Annotated in this window: 22 protein-coding genes; 17 read left to right on the top strand and 5 right to left on the bottom strand. The window is 52.9% G+C overall.

The features are described 5' to 3' along the window. The first annotated feature begins 147 nt into the window (after window positions 1-147). From KE531_02030 to KE531_02010, 5 genes are all read left to right on the top strand, one after another. A complete protein-coding gene (locus KE531_02030; GenBank protein ID MBR9952414.1) occupies window positions 148-1,332 on the top strand; it encodes a galactose ABC transporter substrate-binding protein in 1,185 nt (394 codons plus the stop codon). Between the two features lie 184 nt (window positions 1,333-1,516). After that, window positions 1,517-3,031 (top strand): ATP-binding cassette domain-containing protein, encoded by a 1,515-nt coding sequence (locus tag KE531_02025; GenBank protein MBR9952413.1) that lies wholly within the window; start codon window positions 1,517-1,519, stop codon window positions 3,029-3,031. A 12-nt stretch (window positions 3,032-3,043) separates the two neighbouring features. Continuing rightward, complete coding sequence (locus KE531_02020) at window positions 3,044-4,105, top strand: beta-methylgalactoside transporter (protein ID MBR9952412.1); 1,062 nt, start codon at window positions 3,044-3,046, stop codon at window positions 4,103-4,105. Between the two features lie 21 nt (window positions 4,106-4,126). Next, the gene (locus KE531_02015; protein ID MBR9952411.1) at window positions 4,127-4,312 is read left to right on the top strand and encodes a hypothetical protein; all 186 of its coding nucleotides are present in this window, start codon (window positions 4,127-4,129) and stop codon (window positions 4,310-4,312) included. A 129-nt stretch (window positions 4,313-4,441) separates the two neighbouring features. Next, window positions 4,442-5,095 (top strand): DUF1275 domain-containing protein, encoded by a 654-nt coding sequence (locus KE531_02010; protein MBR9952410.1) that lies wholly within the window; start codon window positions 4,442-4,444, stop codon window positions 5,093-5,095. On the opposite strand, the gene KE531_02005 is transcribed toward KE531_02010, so the two are convergent. Continuing rightward, window positions 5,092-5,985: a LysR family transcriptional regulator gene (locus tag KE531_02005; GenBank protein ID MBR9952409.1), complete on the bottom strand. Its 894-nt coding sequence runs from the start codon at window positions 5,983-5,985 to the stop codon at window positions 5,092-5,094. The two genes, KE531_02010 and KE531_02005, sit on opposite strands and share 4 nt — an antisense overlap. Window positions 5,986-6,284: 299 nt before the next feature. On the opposite strand from KE531_02005, the gene KE531_02000 reads away from it, so the two are divergent. Then, window positions 6,285-7,835 carry a hypothetical protein gene (locus KE531_02000; GenBank protein MBR9952408.1) on the top strand — a complete coding sequence of 517 codons (1,551 nt, stop codon included), beginning with the start codon at window positions 6,285-6,287 and terminating at the stop codon, window positions 7,833-7,835. A 32-nt stretch (window positions 7,836-7,867) separates the two neighbouring features. Continuing rightward, complete coding sequence (locus KE531_01995) at window positions 7,868-8,260, top strand: hypothetical protein (protein MBR9952407.1); 393 nt, start codon at window positions 7,868-7,870, stop codon at window positions 8,258-8,260. Between the two features lie 86 nt (window positions 8,261-8,346). Here KE531_01995 and KE531_01990 read toward each other — a convergent pair whose 3' ends face one another. Further along, the gene (locus KE531_01990) at window positions 8,347-9,228 is read right to left on the bottom strand and encodes a LysR family transcriptional regulator (GenBank protein MBR9952406.1); all 882 of its coding nucleotides are present in this window, start codon (window positions 9,226-9,228) and stop codon (window positions 8,347-8,349) included. Window positions 9,229-9,512: 284 nt separating this feature from the next. Between KE531_01990 and KE531_01985 the strand changes: the two genes are divergently transcribed. The 6 genes from KE531_01985 (at window position 9,513) to KE531_01960 (ending at window position 14,332) form a co-directional block, all read left to right on the top strand. Further along, entirely contained in the window at window positions 9,513-10,463 is a 951-nt protein-coding gene (locus KE531_01985) for an alpha/beta hydrolase (protein ID MBR9952405.1), read from the top strand. Window positions 10,464-10,670: 207 nt separating this feature from the next. Next, complete coding sequence (locus tag KE531_01980) at window positions 10,671-11,165, top strand: hypothetical protein (GenBank protein MBR9952404.1); 495 nt, start codon at window positions 10,671-10,673, stop codon at window positions 11,163-11,165. A gap of 13 nt (window positions 11,166-11,178) precedes the next feature. Then, window positions 11,179-12,045 (top strand): aldo/keto reductase, encoded by an 867-nt coding sequence (locus KE531_01975; protein ID MBR9952403.1) that lies wholly within the window; start codon window positions 11,179-11,181, stop codon window positions 12,043-12,045. An 18-nt stretch (window positions 12,046-12,063) separates the two neighbouring features. Further along, on the top strand, window positions 12,064-13,203 hold the full coding sequence (locus KE531_01970; protein MBR9952402.1) for an aldo/keto reductase: 1,140 nt from the start codon (window positions 12,064-12,066) through the stop codon (window positions 13,201-13,203). After that, window positions 13,200-14,057 (top strand): DUF3737 family protein, encoded by an 858-nt coding sequence (locus KE531_01965; GenBank protein ID MBR9952401.1) that lies wholly within the window; start codon window positions 13,200-13,202, stop codon window positions 14,055-14,057. The genes KE531_01970 and KE531_01965 overlap by 4 nt, the downstream gene beginning before the upstream one ends. A 26-nt stretch (window positions 14,058-14,083) precedes the next feature. Then, entirely contained in the window at window positions 14,084-14,332 is a 249-nt protein-coding gene (locus KE531_01960; protein ID MBR9952400.1) for a hypothetical protein, read from the top strand. A 58-nt stretch (window positions 14,333-14,390) separates the two neighbouring features. On the opposite strand, the gene KE531_01955 is transcribed toward KE531_01960, so the two are convergent. From KE531_01955 to KE531_01945, 3 genes are all read right to left on the bottom strand, one after another. After that, window positions 14,391-15,662: an MFS transporter gene (locus tag KE531_01955; GenBank protein MBR9952399.1), complete on the bottom strand. Its 1,272-nt coding sequence runs from the start codon at window positions 15,660-15,662 to the stop codon at window positions 14,391-14,393. Window positions 15,663-15,983: 321 nt separating this feature from the next. Next, window positions 15,984-18,524: a cadmium-translocating P-type ATPase gene (cadA, locus tag KE531_01950; protein ID MBR9952398.1), complete on the bottom strand. Its 2,541-nt coding sequence runs from the start codon at window positions 18,522-18,524 to the stop codon at window positions 15,984-15,986. 320 nt (window positions 18,525-18,844) lie between these two features. Continuing rightward, a complete protein-coding gene (locus KE531_01945; GenBank protein ID MBR9952397.1) occupies window positions 18,845-20,290 on the bottom strand; it encodes a putative DNA binding domain-containing protein in 1,446 nt (481 codons plus the stop codon). A 211-nt stretch (window positions 20,291-20,501) separates the two neighbouring features. On the opposite strand from KE531_01945, the gene KE531_01940 reads away from it, so the two are divergent. The 4 genes from KE531_01940 to KE531_01925 all read left to right on the top strand — a co-directional run bounded on the left by KE531_01940 (window position 20,502) and on the right by KE531_01925 (window position 24,340). Further along, complete coding sequence (locus KE531_01940) at window positions 20,502-20,924, top strand: acyl-CoA thioesterase (GenBank protein MBR9952396.1); 423 nt, start codon at window positions 20,502-20,504, stop codon at window positions 20,922-20,924. A gap of 75 nt (window positions 20,925-20,999) precedes the next feature. Beyond that, window positions 21,000-22,604: a hypothetical protein gene (locus KE531_01935; GenBank protein MBR9952395.1), complete on the top strand. Its 1,605-nt coding sequence runs from the start codon at window positions 21,000-21,002 to the stop codon at window positions 22,602-22,604. Window positions 22,605-22,710: 106 nt separating this feature from the next. Beyond that, on the top strand, window positions 22,711-23,364 hold the full coding sequence (gene fsa, locus KE531_01930) for a fructose-6-phosphate aldolase (protein MBR9952394.1): 654 nt from the start codon (window positions 22,711-22,713) through the stop codon (window positions 23,362-23,364). A 103-nt stretch (window positions 23,365-23,467) separates the two neighbouring features. After that, window positions 23,468-24,340, top strand: coding sequence for a YitT family protein (locus KE531_01925; protein ID MBR9952393.1), 873 nt, complete (start codon window positions 23,468-23,470; stop codon window positions 24,338-24,340). The last annotated feature ends 12 nt before the right edge of the window (window positions 24,341-24,352 follow it).

Here is a 24,352-nt window from a genome sequence, read left to right as displayed (position 1 = left end):
CCGCCTGGAATGTGTAAAAATCTACATAAGAACAAAAACGGAGCATAAAATATTTAACATTTTGCATAAGATTTTCTATTTTACCCTTGTCTTTAATTTTATATACTATATACGTAACAAAAGTTCTATTTGAAGGAGGAGTTCAAAATGAGAAAGATCTTAAGCGTTGCTCTTGCATGCTCGATGGCATTCGCACTGGCCGGCTGTTCCGGCGGTACGGAGGAGACGACGGCAGCAGCAACAACCACCGCAGCAGCAGCCGCAGAGGAAACAACAGTAGCAGAGGCTGAGGCAGAAGCAGAAGCTACCACCGCAGCAGCAGAGGCAGCCGCAGTAGACGGAAATGTCGGCGTATTCTATTATTCTTACAGCGATACATATATCTCCAGCGTAAGAAGCGCCATGGATGCAAAATGGGATGAGCTTGGAATTACCTACACAGACTATGACGGCAACTCCACGCAGACAACACAGACCGAGCAGGTTTCCACAGCCATCACAAGCGGTGCGAACCTTCTTGTTGTAAACATCGTTGATACCGGTTCCGACGATGCCGCACAGAACATCGTTGATCAGGCAAAGGAAAAGGACATCCCGGTTATCTTCTTTAACCGCGAGGTTTCCGACGACGTTGTAAATTCCTATGAGAAGTGCGTATTCATCGGTACGGATGCAGCAGAAGCCGGCCATATGCAGGGCGAAATGATTGCCAACTTCTTACTGGAAGGCGACAACTACGCAAACACTGACTTAAACGGCGACGGAGAGATCTCCTACGTTATGTTCAAGGGCCAGGAAGGCAACAACGAGGCTATTTACAGAACCCAGTATTCTGTTGAGGATGCCGACGCCCTTCTTACCGAGGCTGGAAAGAGCGCATTAAAGTTCTACGACGACAAGAACAGCAACAAGTACCTGGTAGACCAGGACGGCAACTGGTCGGCAGCAGCCGCTCAGAACTACATGACCACGATCCTTTCCGAGTACAGCGAAGCAAACGGAAACATGATCGAGATGGTTATCTGCAACAACGACGGTATGGCTGAGGGCGCCATCGCAGCTCTCCAGACAGCCGGCTACAACATCGGCGACGGCAAAGTGATCCCGGTATTCGGCGTTGACGCAACAGACGCTGCAAAATCCCTGATCGCAAACGGCCAGATGACCGGTACCATCAAGCAGGATGCCGAAGGTATGGCAAACGGCATCGTTGAGGCAGCTCAGAACGGTCTTGCAGGCAATGGCCTGTTAGACGGCATGGACAGCTACATCATCGACAGCGAAGTTGATAAAGTCCGCATCCCGTATCAGATCTATCTCGGCGAGGAATAAAGAGACGTTTGTAAGAAATAAATCCAGAAAACGCGGCCGGCAGAAAGAGCCGGCCCGCGTTTTCTGTTGCACAAGAATCGGGCAGGGGGAAATCTTCCCCCAGCCGGTTTACATGGGGATGTAATGGGTATGGAAAAAGCCCTGCCCTGAGCTCATTATGAACCCGGGATAGAGGAGGTGGCTTATGAGCAGTATTGACAGAACAAAAAACGAAGTTCTGCTGGAAATGAAAGACATTGTGAAGGAGTTTCCCGGCGTTAAGGCTTTAAACCACGTTTCCCTGACGGTGAAAAAGGGGACGGTGCACGCCCTCATGGGGGAAAACGGTGCCGGAAAATCCACACTGATGAAATGTCTGTTTGGTATGTATGAAAAGAACGAGGGCCACATTTTCTTAGAAGGAAAAGAAGTGGATTTCAAGAGTTCCAAGGAAGCCCTGGAGAACGGCGTTGCCATGGTGCACCAGGAGCTGAACCAGGCCTTAAAGCGGAATGTTATGGATAACATCTGGCTCGGACGTTATCCCCACGTGGCAGGCATCTTCACATCTGAGAAAAAGATGTATGACGATACGAAGGCCATTTTTGACGAGCTTGGAGTCGACGTGGATCCGAAGCGGATCATGAGCACAATGCCTGTCTCCCAGAGACAGATGGTGGAGATCGCAAAAGCAGTCTCCTTCCACTCGAAAATTATTGTATTCGACGAACCGACCTCATCCTTAACGGAGAAAGAGGTAGAGCATTTATTTAAGATTATCAACATGCTCCGTGACAGAGGATGCGGCATTATCTATATTTCTCACAAAATGGAAGAAATCCTCCGGATCTCCGACGAAGTTACCATCATGCGCGACGGTACATGGGTGGCGACGAAGCCGGCGGCGGAGCTGACAATGAACGAGATTATCAAGCTGATGGTAGGACGTGAGCTGACGAACCGGTTCCCGCCGAAAACCAACCAGGTGGGCGGCCCGCTCATGGAGGTGGAGGGCTTAACGGCCATGTACTCCCATATCCGCGACGTCTCCTTTACTTTAAAGCAGGGTGAGGTGCTCGGCATCGCCGGCCTGGACGGCTCCGGACGGACGGAAGTCCTGGAAAATATCTTCGGCATCGCCACGAGAAAGAGCGGTACCATCAAGCTTCATGGAAAGCAGGTTTTCAATAAGAATGCCAGCGAATCCATCAAAAACAAATTTGCGCTTTTAACCGAGGAGCGCCGTGCCACCGGTATTTTCGGGATCCTGGACATCAAGGAGAATACGACGATTTCCAGCCTTCCGAAGTATAAAAAAGGCCTCCTTCTGGATGATTCCAAGATGCGCGAGGTGACGGACTGGTCGATCAAGGCCATGCGGATCAAGACGCCGAACCAGCAGACAAAGATCCGTTCCCTCTCCGGCGGCAATCAGCAGAAGGTAATTCTTGGAAGATGGCTTCTTACGGAGCCGGAGGTGCTTCTTCTTGACGAGCCGACGCGAGGCATCGACGTCGGCGCCAAGTACGAGATTTACCAGCTCATTCTGGATCTGGCAGGCCAGGGAAAAGGCGTTATCATGGTATCCTCTGAGATGCCGGAGCTTCTTGGCGTCTGCGACAGGATCCTTGTCATGTCCGGCGGACGACTTGCCGGCGAGGTTGACGCAAAGAGCACGACACAGGAAGAGATTATGACGCTTGCAGCGATGTATGCGTAAAGGAGGTCAAATATGAACCGTATCAGTGCGAGTATTCAGAATTATAAAAGTTTAGATGCGAAGGAAAAGAAGACATGGAGAAAGGAGTTCATGATCAACAACTCCCTGTACTTTTTCCTGATTATTGCCGTTATTTTGATTGAGATCAAGTCACCGAAATTCCTTTCCCTGGCTTCGGTCGTCAACATCATCTCCCTTTCCGCAGCCGCGCTTCCCTGCGCCCTGGGAATTGCCGGAGCCATCGTTTTAACCGGTACCGACCTTTCCGCAGGCCGCTGCGTTGGTCTCTGCGCCTGTGTTTCCGCCTCCCTGCTTCAGATGAGCGGATACGCCAACAAGATGTTTAAAACCCTGGACACCATGCCGATTATCGTCGTGCTGCTTGCCGTCATCGCCATCGGCGCTGTCGTGGGCTTAATCAACGGCTTCTGCGTGGCGAAGTTTAGCCTCCATCCGTTTATCGTAACCCTGGCGACCCAGTTAATCCTCTACGGCATCATCTTAATGTACCTGATGATCGGTACCAACAACGGCCAGTCCATTTCCGGTCTGGACGCAAGCTACACCGATTTCATCAAAGCACCGTTATTTAAGATCGGCGATGTTGCCATACCGAGATTTATCCTTTACGTTGCAATCCTGACGGTTATCATGTGGTTAATCTGGAACAAGACGTCCTTCGGAAAGAACATGTTTGCCGTCGGCTCCAACCCGGAAGCTGCCAATGTATCTGGTGTCAACGTGGCCCGCACGACGATCCTCGTATTCGTCCTTGCAGGCGTGATGTACAGCCTGACAGGCTTTATCGAGGGCGCGCGTATCGGTTCCAACTCCGCTACCACAGGTCTTAACTACGAGCTGGATGCCATCGCAGCCTGCGTTATCGGCGGCGTTTCCTTCGTCGGCGGTATTGGAAAGATTTCCGGCATTATCCTTGGCGTTGTAATGTTAAAGCTGATCTTCACGGGTCTTACGTTCCTTGGCATGAGCGCCAACATGACCTACATCATCAAGGGCCTTGTTATCCTTGTTGCATGTGCCATTGATATGAGAAAGTATCTGGTTCGCAAATAATCCGGAAGAAAGCAGGTTTTTATGGAAGAAAAGCTGGAAGAAAAAAAGGAAGCGGGAACAGAAGAAAAGGAAAAGGATGAGGGCCCGGTTGTCGTTGGACGCGGGAATATTTACGGGAACGCAAAGATTCCGGTCAAGGTGCTGGACGGCGTCATTTTCTTTGGAATTGCCCTGATCTTTCTTTTGATCCTTCTGGAGCTTCGATAGGAAGTAGAGCCCCCCGGCGGCAGATGAAATGTCTGCCCCGGGGGATTTTTGCTTTACATGGCGAAAAGCCGTGCTATAATGAAAGAATGGAAGAAAAAGGGGGATTTTACATTGGAGAAAAACGGGCATATATCGGAAAGCATCCGGCTTGGAACGCTTTTAACGCTGACGGGCGGATTTATGGACGCCTATTCTTACCTGATCCGCGGCGGGACGTTTGCCAATGCGGAGACAGGAAATATCGTTTTGATGGGACTCAGCCTGGCTGAAGGCAAGTGGATGCGGGCGCTTTACTATCTGGTTCCTGTCGTGGCCTTTGCCCTCGGCATTTTTGCAGCGGAACGGATCCGGGAGCGTGTCGGGGAAAATCCCGGCATCCACTGGAAGGAGGGTGTTCTGTGGGCGGAAATCCTTCTCCTTTTTCTGGCCGGCTTCCTGCCCCAGGAATACAATGCCGTCGTCAATTCCATGATTGCGTTCAGCTGTGCCATGCAGGTGGAGGCGTTCCGGAAAATACGCGGCAAAGCCTTTGCCACGACCATGTGCACTGGTAATCTGAGATCGGGAACGGAGCTTTTGTGTTCCGGCGATTACCGCCATGATGCCAAAAAGAGAAAGGAAGGCCTGCATTATTACTGGATTGACCTGGTGTTCGCAGGCGGCGCTGCTCTCGGCGTTTTCGTCTGCCGGGCTTTTGGCGAGCGGGCCATCTGGTTCGGCTGCATCACACTTCTCTTTTCCATTCTTTTTATCAGGTACCAGAAGCAGAGGGCGCAGGTCTAAAGGCCTGTGCCGCCTGCTGATATTTCTTCGTTCAGGGTGTTCAGAAACAGCTCGGCTGCTTTTGTGAGCACCTGATATTTTTTCCACACGATACAGAGATTTGCCGTAAGGGGCGGACTCAAAGGGCGGAAGCAGAGGCTGCTGCCGCAGGTGTTGATGATCTTATCCAGAGTAAGGGCATAGCCGATCCCTTCCTCCACGAGGATGGAACCATTGTAAAGCAGGCTGTATGTGGCTGTGACGTTCAAATCTGCTTCTGGCCTGGAAAGCCACATGGAGAGGGCGCTTCCCTCCCGGTGCTGCCTTGAGAGGATCAGGGGCTTGTCCCAGAGGTCTTCTGGGGTGACGGCCGTTTTTTCAGCCAGCGGGGAATCCCGGCGCATCAGAACGCCCCAGGTGTCCTGGTGCGGGAGCTTTAAATAATCGTATTTGGAAAGATCCCTGGGGTCAAAGAGGATGCCGAAATCAATGAGCCCTTTGTCCAGGTCTTCCGTCACGTCTGCCGAATCGCCGCTGGCAATGTGCAGGCGGATCCCGGGATGGTTCTCCTGAAGCCTGCGGGCCGTTCTGGCGAGGATGCGGATGGCATCTGTTTCTCCGGCCCCAATGTAGATGTCACCGGCGATGGCTGCGTCGTTTAAGGCAATTTCTTTTTCTGTTTTCTGCATCAGATCCACGATCTCTTCTGCACGTTTTCTTAAAATCATCCCCTCCTCCGTGAGGGTGATCCTTCGGTTCCCGCGGATAAAAAGCTGTTTTCCAAGCTCTTCCTCCAGTTCTTTCAGCTGCCTGGAAAGGGTCGGCTGAGAGAGGTGGAGATATTCGGCGGCGCCGGAAATACTTTGTTCCCTGGCGGCTGCGAGAAAATACTGAAGTACGCGAAATTCCATAGGGGAGCCTCCTTCGTTTGGCAGAGTTCAGGCGGCCGGCTTTTTTCGAGCGTTCCGAAAAGAGCCTGGCAGCCAAAGGTTCCTATACAAAATTTTACACGGAATGAAGAGGAAAAGCAATAGATTCCGCCTCATGCCGCCGGTTCGGGCGATGGAAGACTTGACTTTATCATATTATTAGAGATATAATTTATCATGCTTATAATGCGACTTATGGGAATCTGGTGCATTTTGAAACAGCTTGTCCCTTTGCCTGCGGCGAAGGTGTCAACTGAAATAGATTAAGGGGAGATGAGAGAATGAAAAGGAAAATGTGCAGAAAAGGGATGGTGTTCCTGGCGTTTTCCATGGCGGCGTTTCTTAGCGCCTGCGGCGGCGGAGAAACGACAGAAACGGAACCGGAAAAGAACGGGGTCATGTGGATGATGGAACAGATGAAAGAGGAAAAGGCGAAGAACGCGTCCATAGCGGCCGAAGAGGAAGAATCCAAAAGCCATGTGGGAGAAGGCAAGACGGTGAAAATCAAGGATGCAAAGGATCTGGAACGGTTCCGCGACAGGGTCAACGAGGGAGAAGCGGCCCTGGAAGGGATTCTGGAGGGAGACATTGACTTGTCGTCTGTCTGCTCGGAAAGCGCCGGAAACTGGGTGCCCATTCAAAATTACAACGGAAGCTTTGAAGGCGGCGGGCATATGATTACCGGACTTTACATTGTGACAGACGGAGAGGAATCCGTCGGCCTCTTTGGAGAGACAGACAAGGATGCTGTCATTCAAAATCTGGGCGTGGAGGACTCTGTGATTCAGGGCGCCGGTTACGTCGGAGCCGTTGCGGGGGAGTGCAGAGGTACGCTTGTTAATTGCTGGAGTGACAGCCAGGTTACTGCTTACGGGGAATCCTGCGGAGGCGTGGCCGGATATGCGAAGAATCTGACGGGCTGCTGGAACCTGGGAGAGGTAAACGGAGCCGAATCCTGGACAGGCGGGGTCGTAGGTGAGATGAGCGGAACGATTACCGACTGTTATAATGAGGGGACTGTCCATGGACAGGATTTCTATACGGGCGGAGTCATCGGCCTTATGGGAAATGAGAATCAGTATGCTGCGGCCGTGGCGGCGTCAGGCTGCTATAATACAGGGAAGGTCCGCGGAGAGATCTATGCCGGCGGAGTCATCGGCTATGCGTTCAATGCCTGGATTGACAAATGCTGGAATACGGCGGAGGTGGAAAGCCCCCTGACGGCCGGCGGCATTGTCGGCTATGCCAACGGCAAGGATTACGAGGTGCTGATGACCAACTGCTTCAATAAAGGAAAGGTTTCCGGCCTTTGGGAAGGCGTAAAAAGCTATTACGGAAACAAATATGTATTTGAAGAGCAGGATATCGGCGGCCTAGCGGGACGGTTTTTTAAAAGCGCCATGGTGAACTGCTATAATACCGGGGAACTTTTCGGCAGCGAGTCGGAAGCCAGATTCTTCCGGGTGGGCGGTTTGGCTGGACAGGCTTATGATACATATGACTCCCATTTCTATAACAGCTTTGCCGCATGCCGTATCGATGTCCGGAGTGAGAATGCATATATCCAGGGAATCGGAGCCGGAGCCAGATGGCAGCAATGCGACAATCTCTTCTTTTTGGAAGGAACCCAGTCCGAGATGCCGGAGGGAAGCAGCATTTGGAAGGTCACGCCGGAAAGCTTTACGGACGGAACCGTCCTTGAGGTTCTCCAGGGGTGGCCGGCCAACGGAAGCGAGACCAGGCAGGAGTGGCTGGAACGGTTTGACGGCCGGGAGTACGAGATAAGCGGCTGGAAGGCAGGAGACGAAAGCCCCTGCTTTGACTGGGAGTAGAGCAGAAAACAGCAGATAAGGAGTAAATGATCATGGAAAAAATCAAAGAAACATGGAAGCTTGTAACTGTAAAAATTGCCCTTGCGGCGGCCGTCCTTGCCCTGGTTAGCTTATACCTTCCCTGGTACACGAGAGACAACCTGAGCCAGACCATCATGCAGGCAATAAAGGAAAGGCCGGACTACTATGTGGGAGCGCTGCCGGTGGTTGTGATCGGCGCCCTGTGGACTGCGGCGTTTTTCCTCCTGAACCACCCGAAGCTGACTTTGATTGGCGATGCAGCGCTGATTTTTATGTTCCTGGCTTTTGTAATGGAAGCCTCGGGACGCGGCATCAGCCTGGGAATGGGAGCATATCTTTACGCAGTCATGGTGATTGCTTTAATTGTATGTGCTTTTGCTACGAAAAAGATCAGAAAAGCGTAAGAGAGCCAGCAGCGGAGCCGGTGCAGAATAGGTGAAGGATCATCTATGGAGCAGCGGCTCCTTTTTTTGTGCCCAGACAGAGGATTTTATTGGATCTTTCTTCTCAGATATTCCAAAAAAAGTTTGACAGCAGGGGAAAAGGCCTGGTACTTCTTGGCTGCAAGACAGAGGCCGGCGCTTAACTCCGGTACAATCGGCCGGAAAACGAGGGGCCGGCTGGTGCTGTTCCCTGCCAGACGGTGAAAACAGAGGGCATATCCGATGCCCTGTTCCACCAGAAAGGCCGCGTTGAAAACAAGATTGTAGGTAGCAGCAATGTGAAAGGACGGATAATGCGTCCCGAACCAGTCGAGCTGCCGTCCGCTGCGGAAAAGCTGATCGGGGAAAATTAGCGGAAGGCGGGACAGCTCCCTGCGGTCAATGACTTCCTTCTCTGCGAGCGGACAGTCCTCAGGCATGAGAAGCCCGAAGGAATCCCGGATGGGCAGCGGGATGAAATCGTATTTGTCGTTCTGGATGGGGCCGTGGAAGAGGCCTAAGTCTGCCAGCCCCTTGTCGAGCCGTTCCGTGATGGTGTCGGCATCTCCGCTGTGGATATGGAGGCGGATGTCGGGATAGTCCGTGAGGAGTTCGTGGTAAACCTCTGCGAGAAAGCCCATTCCCGCCGACTCGCCGCAGGCGAGATAAATGTCTCCGCCAACACCGCGTGCGCTTTCCTGAAAGGAGCTTTCTGTTTTTTCCATCAGGGCGATGATCTCCTGGGCAGATTTTCTTAAATATTCCCCGTCCTCCGTCAGGGTGACGCGCTTCCTGCCGCGTATCAGAAGCTGTTTCCCGAGCTGCTCCTCTAGCTCCATCATCTGTTTGGACAGCGTGGGCTGGCTTACGTGGAGCGACTCGGCGGCTCTTGTGATGCTCTGCTCTCTGGCGATGGCCAGAAAATAGGAAAGAAGACGGATCTCGATCATGGCGGTACCTCCTGACAGGTGGGAATTTACTGTCATTATAAAAAAGAATAGCATAACTGTCAACTATGATAATGGATTTAAAATAGCTATTTTACATGATAATGAACGTGTGCTATGATGATGCCATAAGGAAGAGCTCTCCTGAGAAAAACGGAAAGGAGATTATCATGATGAGCAGAAAAAAAAGAATCATAGGACTTTTGGCAGCAGGCGCGCTGGCAGTGACGGCATGCGGCATGTCCGGGATTATGGCCGCAGCAAACGAAACAGGCAGGGAGGAAACCATGCGGGCAGAAGATACATACACATTTGAACTGAGCAGCCAGGTGGAGCGCCGTCCGGTTCGCTATAAAAACCGCTACGGCATCGAGCTTTCGGCAGACATGTACCTTCCCAAAGACATGGAGGAAGGCAGAAAATATCCGGCAGTGGTAATTGGGGCGCCGTACGGCGGAGTGAAAGAGCAGGGGCCTGGGGTTTATGCAAACGCACTGGCCCAGAGGGGCTTTGTGGCGCTGGCCTTTGATCCGTCCTTCAACGGAACCAGCGGCGGGGAGCCGAGGCATGTCTCTTCCCCGGAAATTTTTACCGAGGATTTCAGTGCAGGCGTGGATTATCTGGGAACGTGGTCTTTTGTGGACAGGAACCAGATCGGCGCCGTGGGGATCTGCGGCAGCGGCGGCTTTGCTCTCTCCGCAGCCCAGGTGGACACGAGAATCAAGGCCGTGGTGACGGCGAGCCTGGTGGATATCAGCAGCAACGGCGATGCCATGTCTCCGGAAGAGAGGACGGCACTGCTCGAACAGATTTCCGAGCAGCGCTGGGCTGATTTTGAACAGGGAGAGCCGGAGTATGTTCCGGTGTATCCGGATGAACCCCAGAATGCAGTGCCGGAGGGGCTGGATCCCATGTCCGCCGAGTTTTATTCCTATTACGGCCTCGAGCGGGGAAACCATCCCAATGCAGACGGCGCGTTCACGACTACGAGCCAGATGCCGTTTTTAAATTACAAGCTTCTGGAACATCTGGAGACCATTTCTCCGCGGCCGGTTCTGATGCTTGCAGGGGAAAACGCCATGAGCCGCGGCCTGACGGAAGGCGTCTATGAGCGTCTCGGTGAGGCGAAGGAGTTAATGATTATCCCTGGGGCGAACCATGTGGATCTGTACGACAGGACGGATCTGATTCCCTTTGACCGGATCGAAAGCTTCCTTCTCGAGGCGTTTGCAGGGTGATATCCCGGTAAGCTGACAGGCTCATAGCCAATAAGCATACCTGCCTATTTATTATAAGCATTTGTCATGGTGCATGCACGGCGTTATAATAAAGACAGAAAAAACATACAGAGCAAGGAAAGGATGAGGCAGGTGAAAAAGTCCGCAGTTTTCTTATGTGCAGCCATGTTTTCGCTTCTGGCCTGCGGGTGTGTGCCGGCCGGGCAGATGCCGGAGGAAGCAGTCTCAGCGGAAAGCCCGGCCGGGACAGAGGCCAGTATCGGGTCGGAGATCAGTACCGGAACAGAGGCCAGCACCGGGACGGCCGAAAGACAGGAGGAAACGACAGAGGCAGAAGGAGAGGAGAGCATGATGGTGAATATAGAAGTAAACGGGGAGACCTTAAAGGTAAAGCTCAGTGACAACAGCTCCGCAGAGGCTCTGAAAGCCCTGCTGGAGGAAGGCCCGCTGACGGTTGAGATGGAAGACTACGCCAATATGGAGAAGGTCGGAAACCTTGGGACGGATCTTCCGCGGAACGACGAGCGGATTACCACAGAGGCCGGAGACGTGATCCTGTATCAGGGGAACCAGCTTGTCATTTACTACGCGCCGAATACCTGGACGTTCACGAGACTTGGAAAGGTTCAGGATCTGACAGGCGAGGAGCTCTATCAGATTCTTGGGAGCGGCGGCGTCACGGCGACGCTGACTCTTGAGTAAGGAGGCGTTTTTTATGGAGACGGTTCGTCTGAACAATGGAGTAGAAATGCCCCTGGAGGGCTTCGGCGTTTTCCAGGTAACGGATCCTAAGACATGTGAACATGCGGTGGCTGAGGCCATAGACGTCGGCTACCGCCTGATTGATACGGCGAGCTCCTATGAAAACGAGGAAGCCGTGGGGCGGGCCATCCGCCATTCCGGAATTCCCCGGAAAGAGCTTTTTGTAACCACAAAGGCCTACATTCACCAGATGGGCTATGAGAGGACAAAGACCGCTTTTGAGGAATCTCTGGAAAAGCTGGGCCTGGAATATCTGGATCTGTATCTGATCCATATGCCTTTCGGCGATTATTACGGAAGCTGGAGAGCCATGGAAGAGCTCTATGAAGCCGGGCGGATCCGCGCCATCGGCGTCAGCAATTTTCTGCCGGACCGGATCATCGATCTTTGCAGAAATGTCCGGGTGATCCCGGCCGTCAACCAGATGGAACTCCATCCCTTTTACCAGAGGGAGGAAGAGCTTTCCATTTTAAAGGAGTACGGCATCACGCCCCAGGCATGGGCGCCGTTTGCCGAAGGCATGAACGGGATGTTCACGAATCCGGTGCTTGGCGAGATTGCGGCCGCCCATGGAAAGACCGCGGCCCAGGTGATCCTGCGCTGGAACATCGAGCGGGGCATCAGCGTCCTTCCGAAGACCATCCACAGGGCGCGCATGGAAGAGAACCTGGATATATGGGACTTTAAGCTGGAGAATGAGGAAATGAAGCGGATTGCGGCCCTCGATCTGGGACGCCCGCAGATGCTTGATCCGAGGAAGCCAAGCGAAGTGCAGCGGGTGTATGATTATATGGAGAACCCGGTGCTTACGAGCCTGTGAGAGGAAAGGAGATATCACATGATTTACAGAGATTTTCAGGGAATGAAGCTGTCCGGCCTGGGGCTGGGCATGATGCGGCTGCCGGTGAAAAACGGTGACGACGCTGTTGTAGATGAGGCGGCCGCAGCCGAAATGATCGACTATGCCTACCAGAGCGGAATCAACTATTTCGATACGGCCTGGGGCTACCACAATGGAAACTCGGAGCTGACGGCCGGAAAATTCCTCTCCAGGTACCCGCGGGAGAGCTATTATCTGGCAACGAAGTTCCCAGGCTATGACCCGTCCAACATGGGAAAAGTCGAGGAGATCTTCGAGGCGCAGCTTGAAAAGTGCCAGACGCCGTATTTTGACTTTTATCTTTTCCACAATGTCTATGAGGGAAACATCGACGGCTATCTGGATCCGAAGTTCGGAATCCTGGACTATCTGTTAAAGCAGAAGGAAAACGGCCGCATCCGTCACCTGGGCTTTTCTGCCCACGGCTCCGTTCCGGTGATCCGGCGGTTTTTGGAGGCTTACGGTGAGCACATGGAATTCTGCCAGCTTCAGTTAAACTACATGGACTGGCATTTCCAGGGGGCGAAGGAGAAAGTGGAGCTTGTCCGGGACGCCGGTATCCCGGTTTGGGTCATGGAGCCGCTGCGGGGCGGAAAGCTGGCGTCTGCGCCGGCAGAAATGGAAGCGAAGCTTAAGAGCCTGCGGCCGGAGGAATCCGTCCCGGCATGGGCCTTCCGTTTCCTTCAGGCCATTCCCGGCGTAACCATGGTGCTTTCCGGCATGTCGAACATGGAGCAGTTAAAGGAAAACATCGAAATCTGGAAAGAGGATAAGCCGTTAAACGAGACGGAATTTGACACGGTAGTAAGCCTTGCCGACGAGGAGACGCGAAAGGGCGGCCTTCCCTGTACGGCATGCCACTACTGCACGAGCCACTGTCCGAAGGGCCTGCCGGTTCCGGAGTTAATCGCCCTTTATAATGAACATAAAATCACCGGCGGCGGCTTCCTTGCGCCCATGGCCGTGGCAAGCATGCCGAAGGAACACCATCCGTCCAACTGCATCGGATGCAGAAGCTGTGAGACCGTCTGTCCGCAGCAGATTAAAATTTCGGAAATGATGGCGGACTTTACGAAGATTTTGGGAGGCCAGGTATGAAACTGATCGAAAATCAGACCTTTGACATGGAGCGGGCGCTGTATGGAAGCGAAGAGCTCAGACTGGTAAACTGTGCCTTTGACGGGCCGGCGGACGGGGAAAGCGCCTTAAAGGAGTGCAGGAACATTGAGCTTGAGAAAGCCTTTTGCAATCTCCGCTATCCCTTCTGGCACGACGACGGACTGAAAATGAAGGATTCGGAGCTTACGCCCCTCTGCCGAGCCGCGCTGTGGTATTCCGATCATGTGGAGATTTCCGGGACGAAGCTCCACGGAATCAAGGCGCTCAGGGAGTGCAGCGATATCGCGCTGGCAGGCTGTGACATCGCGTCTGCCGAGTTCGGATGGTCGGTGAAAAACCTTTCCATGGACGGCTGTACGGCGGAGAGCGAGTATTTCCTGATGCGCGGGGAAAACATGCGTCTGAGGAATGTGGAGTTTAAGGGGAAATACTCTTTCCAGTACACGAAAAATGTGGATATTGAAGACTGTATTCTGGATACAAAGGACGCTTTCTGGCACTCGGAAAACGTAACGGTGAGAAACAGCGTGGTAAAGGGCGAGTACCTGGCCTGGTATTCCGACGGCCTGACGCTCATCAACTGTAAAATCATCGGCACGCAGCCGTTCTGTTACTGCAAAAACTTAAAGCTGATCGACTGTGAGATGGAAGACACGGATCTGTGCTTTGAAAAATCCCAGGTAAACGCCGTTATCACGTCGCATGTGGACAGCATCAAAAACCCCTATTCCGGTACGATTGTGGTTCCGTCCGTCGGCGAGATTATCATGGATGATGCGAAGGCCGAAGGAAAGATCGTGATCCAGGGGACGGCTGAGGAGAAGACGGCATGAGAAAACAACCTGCAAACGGCGCCGGCATGGCGGAGGCAGGCGATACCTGGGCGAGCCTGTACCAGAACCTGATGGATGCCGGATGCAGCCGGAAGACGGCCGAGGAGTGCATGAAATTTGCAAAGGCAGGACAGGATGCGGCAATGCTTAAGCAGCTTTCCCGCCACAGGGCAGCCCTTTTGGAGAGCCTCCATGCGAATCAGAAGCAGATTGACTGCCTGGATTTCCTCGTTTATCAGATGGGAAAGAAATCCGGCAGAAAGATAAACGGATGAAAAAAGGAAGCGGAGAACGCGCCCGCCTGGGAGCGCCCCGCTTCCTTTTTATAAAGTGTCAGTCAAGCTTCCGGATTTCAGGCAGTCTGTATGCAAGACAGCTTATCAAAAATCCGCAGGTTCCCGTCATGAGAAACATCACGGCCATGCCGTTTCCATCGCTGCTTCCGACGATCACTTTTAAATAACCGGCCAGCAGATGCCCGGATTTCATAAAAGGCTCAAACACATAGTCGGCCAGAAAACCGCCAAACAAAATGCCAAAGGGAATCGTACCATACTGGACAGAATTTCTTACGGCAAAGATGCGCCCCTGCATTTCCTTCGGAACCCGGCTGTATAGAATCACGTTCTGCCCGGCCTGTATAAACGGAATGGGAAGACTGGCGGCAAATCCTGCAAGCGACCATACAAAGGCATTCCTTCCGATTGCCATGAGAAGGTCTCCAAGCAGAAAGGACAGCGCCGCTGAGACATAGATCATCCTTACATGATTCTTTGAGGCTTTCCGAAAAGAGACGATCACGCCCCCGGCAATCCCGCCGGCGCCCATGACGGCGTTTACGATTCCAAGCACCTCATGGCTTCCGCCGCTTCTTGCAAGGATCATCGGCGAAAGAATATTTTCGTAGGTAAGCCGCGAAAAGAAGTTGATAAGCGCCATCGTGAGCATGAGATAGAAGATGCCTTTTTCCTTCTTAAGGAAGCGGAATCCCTCTTTTGTCCCGGCAAAGATCGTCTGCTTTCGCATCGTCCCCGTTTCTTCCGGAATCGAAATCACGCCTGCAAGAATGATAAAGGCAGCCAGAAAGCTTGCCAAATCCAGCGCCAGGATGAGTGGCAGGCCGCCAAGGGAAAAGAAAAATGCGGATAGGATCGGGCTTAGGATATTCGTAAGGCTGCTGGAAAAAGAATTCATCCCGCTTACGGCAGAAATTTTCTCCTGCGGGACAAGCCTGCCAACGGCCGCTGCCGAAGCCGGCTGTTGAAAGGCATTCATAGCTCCAATTACCAGATTGACTGCATAGATATGCCAGACCTCAAGACTTCCGCCGGAGGACAGAACGAATACCGCAAAGGAGCAGGCCGCAGCCATGCTGTCAGAAAGCAGCATCACGGCCTTTTTGCTGTGCCGGTCGATGAGAGAACCGGCGGCCAGGCTCACGAGGATCATCGGAACATAGCTGCAAAAGGACATGAGGGAAACGGCCATTGCGGAATGCGTCTGCTCGTATGTCCATAAAATCAGCGCAAAGCCTGTCATTGCACTGCCTAACTGCGAGATGCTCTGACTTAACCAGAACAGGATATACTTATGAAATTGTTTCATCGAATTTTACTCCTTCTTTGATTCAGATTTTCATGAAATCAATGCGTGCAAAATCCGATATAGGACGAATCGGTATTTCCTCTGTACAGGCTTCGTCCCGGGATCAGATCCTGCACAGAGATATCAGCTTAAATCAATAACCAAATGACAGAGCATGGATGTCTCCTTCGATATGGAATATTTGTCCGATTACAGCTCTATTTTATCACAGTGGCTCATGATATGCCAGCTTTTCTGAAGACAAACTAAAAACGCCGAACCGCCGCAAAAACAGTGTTTTCGCGGGAGTCCGGCGTTTTCCGGCTTTCCGGAGAGAGTCTTCTATTTCTTATAGAGAACCCGGATGGAATTTAAAACACAGAGCATGGCGACGCCGGAATCGGCGAACACGGCCATCCACATGGAGGCATAGCCGAAGAGGCCAAGAACCATGACGAGCGCCTTTACGGCCAGAGCAAAGACCACATTCTGATATGCGATCCGGCCCACTTTTTTGGCGATGCGGATGGAGGCCGGGATGGCTTCCATGCTGGAGGTCATGAAGACCACGTCGGCGGCTTCGATGGCTGCGTCGGCGCCGCTTCCCATGGCTGCGCCCACATCGGCGCCTGCAAGGACGGGGGCATCGTTGATGCCGTCGCCCACGAACATGGCGCTTCCGGCTTCGCTTCTTAATTTCCGCAGAATATCCAGCTTGTCGCCGGGCAGGAGGCGGGAATAAACCGTATCAATGCCGGTGGCGCGGGCAACCTCGGAGGCCGAAGCCTCGCTGTCGCCGGTCAGCATGGCCGTCCGGATGCCAAGGCTCTTTAAGGACGCAATGGCGGAAGCGGCTTCCGGCTTCACCGTATCGGCGATGGAGATGGAGCCGAGGAAGCGGCCGTCCTTTGCGAGAAGAACCGTGGTGGAGGCGGAGCCTGCATCAAAGGCAGAAATGTCCACATGGAAGGCCTCCATGAGCTTGGCGTTTCCGCAGAGCAGGCTGCCTTCGGAAGTCACGGCACGGATGCCTTTTCCGGAGATTTCCTCGATTTCCGACGGAGTTTCCCAGGAAAGGTTTTTCTCCCCGGCGGCCGTTAAGATGCTGACACCGATGGGATGGGTGGAGGCAGATTCGCAGGCGGCCGCGAGCCTTAAAAGCTCTTCTTCCGGGACATCGGCGGCCGGCAGGATGGACTGCACCACAAAATTTCCCTTGGTGATGGTGCCGGTTTTGTCCATAACAACGGCCTTTACATCCTTTAATGCCTCGAGGGCCACGCCGCCCTTAAAGAGGATCCCAAGCTTGGAACCGGCGCCGATTCCGGAGAAGAATGCTAACGGCACGCTGAGGACGAGGGCACAGGGACAGCTAATGACGAGGAATGTCAGAGCCGTGTAGACCCAGTGGGCCCAGTCGCCGGTGATTAAGGACGGAAGGACTGCGGTTGCAATGGCAAGAATTACGACAAAAGGCGTGTAAATTCTTGCAAATTTCGTGATAAAGCGCTCTACCTGCGGTTTGCTTGCGGCGGCGTTCTCCACGGAATCGAGAATTCTCGTAACCATGGACTCAGAGAGCTCTTTCTCCACGCGGATTTTCAGGAGCCCGGAGGTGTTGACGCAGCCGGAGGTGACGGCGCTTCCTTCTTTTACGGATACGGGAACCGGCTCCCCGGTAATCGGGGAGGTGTCGATCCGACTCTGTCCCTCAACGACGACGCCGTCCAGAGGGATCCGGTCGCCGGGCCTTACGTGAAGAATCTGGCCCACAACGGCATCTTCTGCCGGGATTTCATGGGTGGTGCCGCCTTCCTCCAAGAGAACGACTTCCGGGCGGAGATCGACGGCGTCCATGATCTGGCTGCGGCTTCTTTCCACGGCCTTGTGCTCGAAGGCCTCACCGATGCGGTAGAAGAGCATGACGCCGACGGCCTCGTCAAACTGGCGGATGGCAAAGGCACCGAGAGTCGCTATGCTCATTAAGAAGTTTTCATCGAGCATGTGTCCGTTTTTCAGGTTTTTTAAGGCCGTGATGAGGACTTCCCGGCCGAGAACGATGTAGGCCGCCGCAAAGCAGAGAAGCGAAGCCATGGGAATGCGGCTGGAGAGCAGCTCGCCGATGACGAACAGGGCGGCGCCGGCCAGGATCTCGATTCCGTCGTGATTGTGGCTGTCATGGGCTGCTTCGTCGTGAGCTGCCTTTTTTCTCTTATCGCGGACAGTAATGGTGGTGCCTGGCTCCACGTAGTCGGCGATTTCCTGGAGCTTCGGAAGAAGCTCCGTGCCCATGGAGGAGTAAACGCGGAGCTGTTTCGTCGCAAAGGTCAGAACCGCGTCGTCCACCTCCGGCAGTTCCCTGATTTTTTCTTCGATTTTGGCGGCGCAGTGGGCACAGTCGATGTTGCCGACCGTATAGACGACGCTTGGCGCCGCCGGGTTCTTGACGACGTGAACCGGGATGTCGTGGCTGTGGTCGTGACTGTGTCCGTGCTCATGTTCGTGGTCATGATGGTGATGTCCGCACCCGCAGCTGCACTCGGCTTCGTCGTGGCTGTGCTCGTGGCGGTGTTCATGTTCATGCTCATGATGGTGGTGTCCGCACCCGCAGCTGCACTCGGATTCATCGTGGCTGTGCTCGTGGTGGTGTTCATGTACATGGTCATGATGGTGGTGTCCGCATCCGCAGCTGCACTCGGCTTCGTCGTGGCTGTGCTCGTGGTGATGTTCATGTTCATGGTCATGATGGTGGTGTCCGCACCCGCACTCACCCTCGGCTTCACCGTGGCTATGGCCGTGTTCATGTTCATGATGATGTTCATGTCCGCATCCGCACCCGCATGCCTCTTTTTCTTCCAGTTGGCTGTTGGCCTGCTCTGTCATACCGTATCCCTCCTCAGTCATAATTCCATATTAAAACGCTCAGAAGAACAAATTAACATATGAATGATTGTTCATATGTGTATGATAATACACTTCCATCCAAAATGCAATACGAAACAGAAAAAACTAAGAAAAGAAAGCGGGACAAGGGAAAAAAGAGCGGATTGCCGTGCGGCTGCTGCAATAATAAAGAAGGCGGCTTTGAATGGGCATGTTCATGTATCATTTGGCTGGCAAAAAGGCGTTGTGGCACAAAGATGTAAAACAGGCGGTATGCGGTCCTTTACGGGAGCATATCGCCTGTTTGGAGGTCTGTTTTCTTATTGGAAGTGAACGGTGACATATTTCTGGTTTTGACTTCTTGGCTTATCAGGAATCGTCATTGTAAGCAATCCACTATCCAGGAGCGGACGCAGATATTTCCGCGTGAAATTCTTTGAGTTTTTATATCCGCAATGCTCTGCGATTTCTGCTTTGGAGTGAGGTTCTTTACAAAAAGACAAAATTGTATCTGTTATTGTGACATGGGTCGTCACTTGGGTCGTGACATGGGTCGTCACTTGGGTCTTTTCCCGCGGCCCCACCTTTTCCACCGCAACAGAAGCCAAAGGAACCACCGTGCGGAACACATCGCCCTCGATAAATTCCGGTGTGCCGCCGGAATAGAGCTTCGTATATTTGTAAGTATTGCGCATACCGGATCCCAGTTCATCAGCCAAGCCGATTTCCCGGAACACCTTCGAGATCGGTGGGTTTTTGGCGTAAGGTTCAAAGGAAGAAAGGTGGAGAGCCCCGTGTCCGTGGGAACGGTTGGCATTCTCAGTGTAGAGCCTGTCCCGCTCTATTACGAACTTTGCCACATATCCGCTGGAATAGTCCCGGTGTGCCAGACTGTTGGAAAAAATCTCCCGCAGGATTCTGTCTCTGGCGCTGACGCTGTGAATCCCTTCCTGCACAAAGGGGTCATTGAGATGTTTTTGTCCAAAGGCGATTAGCCGGTCATAGCTTTCCAGGAGATTTGTGATAATCACATCCCGGTCATCATAACGATCCAGATTTTCTACCCGGAAAATAGCATCCGTCTTATGCTGAGGGAGAACCGACATGATAGTAGAGTCTTTCCCGAAGAGAAGGATTGCCGCAAGGGTAATACCTTCCAGCTGCCGCTCATCATCTTTCAAAATCAGACCGGCACTGCGAAGCATTTCTTCGTCGGACATGGATTTCCAGGGATGGTTGGAGCTGCGGATAGAAGTCATGGCTCTGGCCCGTTCCATCAAATCAGACCGCAGATCATCTAACTGAAACCGGGTAACTTTATTGATGAAATAGCTGCCGCTTTTCCGTGCATACAGCTGGTACACCATATCGGAGCTGTCTGTAATATCAATGTCAGATTCATGGTTCCGGTCAAAAATACGTCCATGATGGCGGCATACCTGACTGCTGACCGGGACTTGAATGACCAGAATCGTGCGCCCATCCACAAGGTGTGTTTCCGGCTGTAAGTAAAGCGGCGGATTGATTTTCTGGCCGTTGTTAATTGACGTAACAAAATCCGTTTTCATACGGTCAACTGCATCCGGGGCGATGCCAAGAATCTCCCCGTTGTCTTTCACACCGAGGAAGATGATTCCGCCATCGCGGTTGGAAAAGGAACAAACGGTATCATACACATCTTTTGTAATCTCATGGGTGGATTTCTTAAACTCCACACGGATATTTTCGCCGTCATGTATGAGTTTCAGAAGTTCTGTTTCTGTCATAGAGACAGCCGCCCCCTTTCCTTTCAAATTCATTTTTATTATACAGGATTTTTCATAGAATATCAATTTCATGTCCGCATGCAGGCAAAGAAAATTTCCCGGTGTCCCGGACGCCTGGCTATTGATACTCCCTGCACCGGCCGCTTGAAAGTTCCCCCAATTTTCGCTATAATTGGAAAAAATGTGTTGAAAAGTGGAAAGGGAGAAACATATGCAGCCATACGAATGGAAAGCACAGTATTATGAGACAGACCAGATGGGGATTGTCCATCACTCCAACTACATCCGATGGTTTGAATCGGCCAGGATCGACTATATGGATCAGATGGGGATCCCGTATAAAGAGATGGAAGCACAGGGGATCATCTGCCCTGTGCTTACGGCGTCCTGCAATTACAGGCTTATGACATATTTTGGGGACACGGTGACGATTGCGCCGTCCATCAAAGCCTACAACGGCATCCGCCTGGTTTTAAGCTACGAGGTGCGCGACAGGGAAACCGGCGCCCTAAAGGCAGACGGGGAGACAAGCCACTGCTTTCTGAACCGGGCGGGGAAGCTGATTTCCTTAAAAAAGGAAGCGCCGGAGACAGACGCCGTCTTTCGCAGATATGCGCCTGAAAAGAAAAATTAAAAGAATCTTTATGGAATCACTCCCATTTTTCCAGTATAATAAAAGAAACAGTCAGAGTACATGGGAGGTGACGGAATGAAGAAGAAATGGATTGCCATAGCCGCCGTGCTCATGCTTTTGACGGCATGCTCCGGCGGGACAGAAACCGGAGCCGGGAGCGTCATTCCGGATATAAAAAGTGAGCCGGCATCAGAAAGCAGCCAGGCGGGCATCAAAGAAATGACAGCCGCGGCTGTGCCGGAAAAGGAAGAGAAAGAAGTGCCTTCCGCTGGCTATACGAGGCCTGTCCCCCTCGACGTGGAGATCTCGATGGAATATCTCTCCGAGTGGGATGCCGGCACCGAGCTGCTCCATGCCGAGTGCCAGAAGCTTACGGTGCTGGCGGCCGGCCATGATGCTATAAACCAGGTGCTGGAGGACCGGTTCCTGACGGCCTGGGCGGATATCCAGGCGCAGTATGAGCCGGTGCTTGCCGACCTGAAGGCCAGGCGAGAAGAAAATCCGGAAACCACAGACGGCTGCTGGATCGAGCAGTCTGTCGTCCCCATCCGGGCAGACGATAAGATTGTGAGCTTTTTAGAGACATCAAGCTCCTATACGGGCGGTGCCCATGCCATGTACGGGGAGACCGGCGTCAACCTGAGGCCGGAGAACGGGACGCCCATTTCTTTAAAGGATGTGACTTCCGATTATGAGCAGGTCTGCGGTCTGGTGAAGCAGGAACTGAGAGTCAAGTACGGGAACGGTGAGATGTTTGACAACTACGAAGCCGCCCTGGATGCCATGTTCCATGAGGACGGTTCCATTGACAACTGCTGGGTCATGGACATGGAAGGCCTTCATTTCGTCTTCAGTCCATACCTCTTATCGCCCTATTCCTCGGGCGTCCTTTCGGCGGACATTTTCTTTTCCGATGCGCCGGGGCTGTTTCTTGAGGAGTACGTGCCGGCCGGCGGCTTTGCAAGGCGGATGCATCCTGACGAGCCGGAGGCGTTCGATGTGGACGGCGACGGGCTCATGGAGCAGATCCTGTTTGACGTTTCCTATGATAACGAGACGTATTCCAGCCGGATCACCATCTCCAGCGGCGGAAGCGAGGCAGAGTCAGAGGCATACGGAAGCTGCCGCGATGCCTACCTGATGCATACGGAGGATGGACGGACGTATCTGTATCTGGAGTTTGCCGGAGACAACGATTACAGGACGGTGACTGTGTTTGACTTAAACGGGAAGACGCCGCTTTATGTGGGTGAGACTGCAAACTGCTTTCTCGATCATCTTGTCTCGGATCCGGAGAACTTTTCCCTGTACACGCACATGGACGCGCTCGGCACCTACACCGGACGCCGGCGCTACCATGTCGGCGAAGACGGGATGCCCGTGGAAAAGGACGGCGTCTACACTGTCGGCGCAGAATGGGGCAGAGGGTATGAGCTGACGGCAAAAATCCCGGTGCCTGTGTGGGTTTCCCAGGGAGAAACAGGGGAAGAAAAGGTGCGCGAAATGCTGCCGGCCGGCAGCCGGATGACTGTCCGGCGGACTGACGGGAAGACGTTTGTGGAGATGGAGCTGGAGGACGGCAGGCGGTGCGACGTGCAGATTGAAAAGGGCGATTACTTAAGCACAATAGAGGGCGTCGGCGAGGAAGAATATTTTGACGGGCTCCATTATGCAGGATAGTCCGAAACCATTTGACATTGACGCAAAGAACGCGTAAAATGATAACAGACCAAGCCGTGCAGGCTTACAGACAAACGAACTGACAGAAGTTAGGAGGGGGATACCAATGAAACTGTTTCTTGATACTGCCAATGTAGAAGAAATAAAGAAGGCAAATGACATGGGCGTCATCTGCGGCGTCACGACGAACCCGTCCCTGATTGCAAAAGAGGGGAAAGATTATGTGGAGACATTAAAAGAAATTGCTTCCATCGTCGACGGGCCCATCAGCGGTGAGGTAAAGGCTACCACCACAGATGCCGAAGGAATGATTGCCGAGGGACGTGAGATCGCAAAGCTCCATCCCAATATGGTTGTAAAAATCCCGATGACGGCCGAGGGCTTAAAAGCTACGAAGGTGCTTTCTTCTGAGGGCATCAAGGTCAACATGACGTTAATCTTTTCCGCAAACCAGGCGCTTCTGGCAGCAAGAGCCGGCGCCGCCTACGTTTCTCCGTTTTTGGGACGTCTCGACGATATCTCCCAGCCGGGAATCGAGTTAATCGATACGGTGGCGGAAATCTTCAATATCCATAACATTACGACGGAAATCATCGCAGCCAGCGTCCGCCACACGATCCATGTGACCGACTGTGCGCTGGCGGGAGCCGACATCGCAACGGTTCCCTATAAAGTTATCGACCAGATGATTCATCATCCGCTGACTGATCAGGGAATTGAAAAATTCCGCAAGGACTATGAAGCGGTCTTCGGAAAATAAGGGAAAGTCCCAGGGGGCGCGAAAGCACCTCCCTTTTTATGCGCTTTTTTATGTTAAAGGGACAGCGCGATAGAAGTAAAATGTGAAAAAGGGAGCAGAAAAAATGGAAGAGAACAAGACAAATTACAAAAAGGCGGCAGCCCAGATCGCCATCATCCTGTTCGGGCTGACGTGCTATGCCTGCGGCGTAGTGTTTTTCATCCTGCCGCTTGACATGATTGCGGCCGGGACGACAGGAATCGCCCTGGTGGCGGAACACTTATGGGGTATCCCCCTTTCCGGCTTTGTGGCCGTGTTCAATGTGCTGATGTTTGTCATCGGCTGGTTCGTCCTCGGGAAGAAATTCGCCCTGACGACCCTTGTGGCGACGTTTTATTACCCGTTCATTTTAGACCAGATCATGCGCCTTGCCGGGGATTTTGTGGTGACGGAGGATCCCATGCTCTGCGCCGTGTTTGCCGGCCTCATCATCGGCTTTTCCCTGGGTATCGTCATCCGCTCCGGCGCCTCCACCGGCGGCACCGACATCCCGCCGCTGGTGCTGAAAAAGAAATTGGGCATCCCAGTTTCCGCAACGCTCTATGTGATGGATTTTACGATCCTTGTGTCGCAGCTTGCCTTCCAGGACAGGGAAAAAATCCTTTACGCCCTTGTGATGGTGATGATTTATACGGTTGTCGTCGATAAGGTTCTGGTATCCGGCACGAAGCAGATCCAGGTGAAGATCATCAGTGACCGATGTGAGGAAATCAGCCGGCGGATCCAGGAGGAATTGGACCGCGGCGTGACGCTTCTCCACACCCAGGGCGGCCATATGCGCAAGGAAGCGTTCACAATTCTCACGGTAGTTTCCGGGCGGGAACTGATGAAATTAAATGAAATCGTCACGCAGGCCGACGATAAAGCGTTCATGATTGTAAACCAGGTAAGCGAGGTGCGGGGACGCGGCTTTACTCTGACAAAAATGTACCGGTAGCATCAAAAAAAG

The sequence above is a fragment of the Eubacteriaceae bacterium Marseille-Q4139 genome, from assembly GCA_018223415.1.
Taxonomy (GTDB): domain Bacteria; phylum Bacillota; class Clostridia; order Lachnospirales; family Lachnospiraceae; genus CABSIM01.
The sequence above is the reverse complement of the archived record's forward strand: the minus strand, read 5'-3'. Positions and strand labels throughout refer to the sequence as shown.

Coding starts and splice junctions, on each gene's coding strand:
- KE531_02000 (MBR9952408.1), top strand. CDS start 6,285: ATGAAAAGGAAAATGTGCAGAAAAGGGATGGTGTTCCTGGCGTTTTCC.
- KE531_01925 (MBR9952393.1), top strand. CDS start 23,468: ATGGAAGAGAACAAGACAAATTACAAAAAGGCGGCAGCCCAGATCGCC.
- KE531_01980 (MBR9952404.1), top strand. CDS start 10,671: ATGCCGGAGGAAGCAGTCTCAGCGGAAAGCCCGGCCGGGACAGAGGCC.
- KE531_01935 (MBR9952395.1), top strand. CDS start 21,000: ATGAAGAAGAAATGGATTGCCATAGCCGCCGTGCTCATGCTTTTGACG.
- KE531_01975 (MBR9952403.1), top strand. CDS start 11,179: ATGGAGACGGTTCGTCTGAACAATGGAGTAGAAATGCCCCTGGAGGGC.
- KE531_01990 (MBR9952406.1), bottom strand. CDS start 9,228: ATGATCGAGATCCGTCTTCTTTCCTATTTTCTGGCCATCGCCAGAGAG.
- KE531_01970 (MBR9952402.1), top strand. CDS start 12,064: ATGATTTACAGAGATTTTCAGGGAATGAAGCTGTCCGGCCTGGGGCTG.
- KE531_01940 (MBR9952396.1), top strand. CDS start 20,502: ATGCAGCCATACGAATGGAAAGCACAGTATTATGAGACAGACCAGATG.
- KE531_01945 (MBR9952397.1), bottom strand. CDS start 20,290: ATGACAGAAACAGAACTTCTGAAACTCATACATGACGGCGAAAATATC.
- KE531_01995 (MBR9952407.1), top strand. CDS start 7,868: ATGGAAAAAATCAAAGAAACATGGAAGCTTGTAACTGTAAAAATTGCC.
- KE531_01985 (MBR9952405.1), top strand. CDS start 9,513: ATGCGGGCAGAAGATACATACACATTTGAACTGAGCAGCCAGGTGGAG.
- KE531_02025 (MBR9952413.1), top strand. CDS start 1,517: ATGAGCAGTATTGACAGAACAAAAAACGAAGTTCTGCTGGAAATGAAA.
- KE531_02005 (MBR9952409.1), bottom strand. CDS start 5,985: ATGGAATTTCGCGTACTTCAGTATTTTCTCGCAGCCGCCAGGGAACAA.
- KE531_02030 (MBR9952414.1), top strand. CDS start 148: ATGAGAAAGATCTTAAGCGTTGCTCTTGCATGCTCGATGGCATTCGCA.
- KE531_01965 (MBR9952401.1), top strand. CDS start 13,200: ATGAAACTGATCGAAAATCAGACCTTTGACATGGAGCGGGCGCTGTAT.
- KE531_01960 (MBR9952400.1), top strand. CDS start 14,084: ATGGCGGAGGCAGGCGATACCTGGGCGAGCCTGTACCAGAACCTGATG.
- fsa (MBR9952394.1), top strand. CDS start 22,711: ATGAAACTGTTTCTTGATACTGCCAATGTAGAAGAAATAAAGAAGGCA.
- KE531_02020 (MBR9952412.1), top strand. CDS start 3,044: ATGAACCGTATCAGTGCGAGTATTCAGAATTATAAAAGTTTAGATGCG.
- cadA (MBR9952398.1), bottom strand. CDS start 18,524: ATGACAGAGCAGGCCAACAGCCAACTGGAAGAAAAAGAGGCATGCGGG.
- KE531_02015 (MBR9952411.1), top strand. CDS start 4,127: ATGGAAGAAAAGCTGGAAGAAAAAAAGGAAGCGGGAACAGAAGAAAAG.
- KE531_01955 (MBR9952399.1), bottom strand. CDS start 15,662: ATGAAACAATTTCATAAGTATATCCTGTTCTGGTTAAGTCAGAGCATC.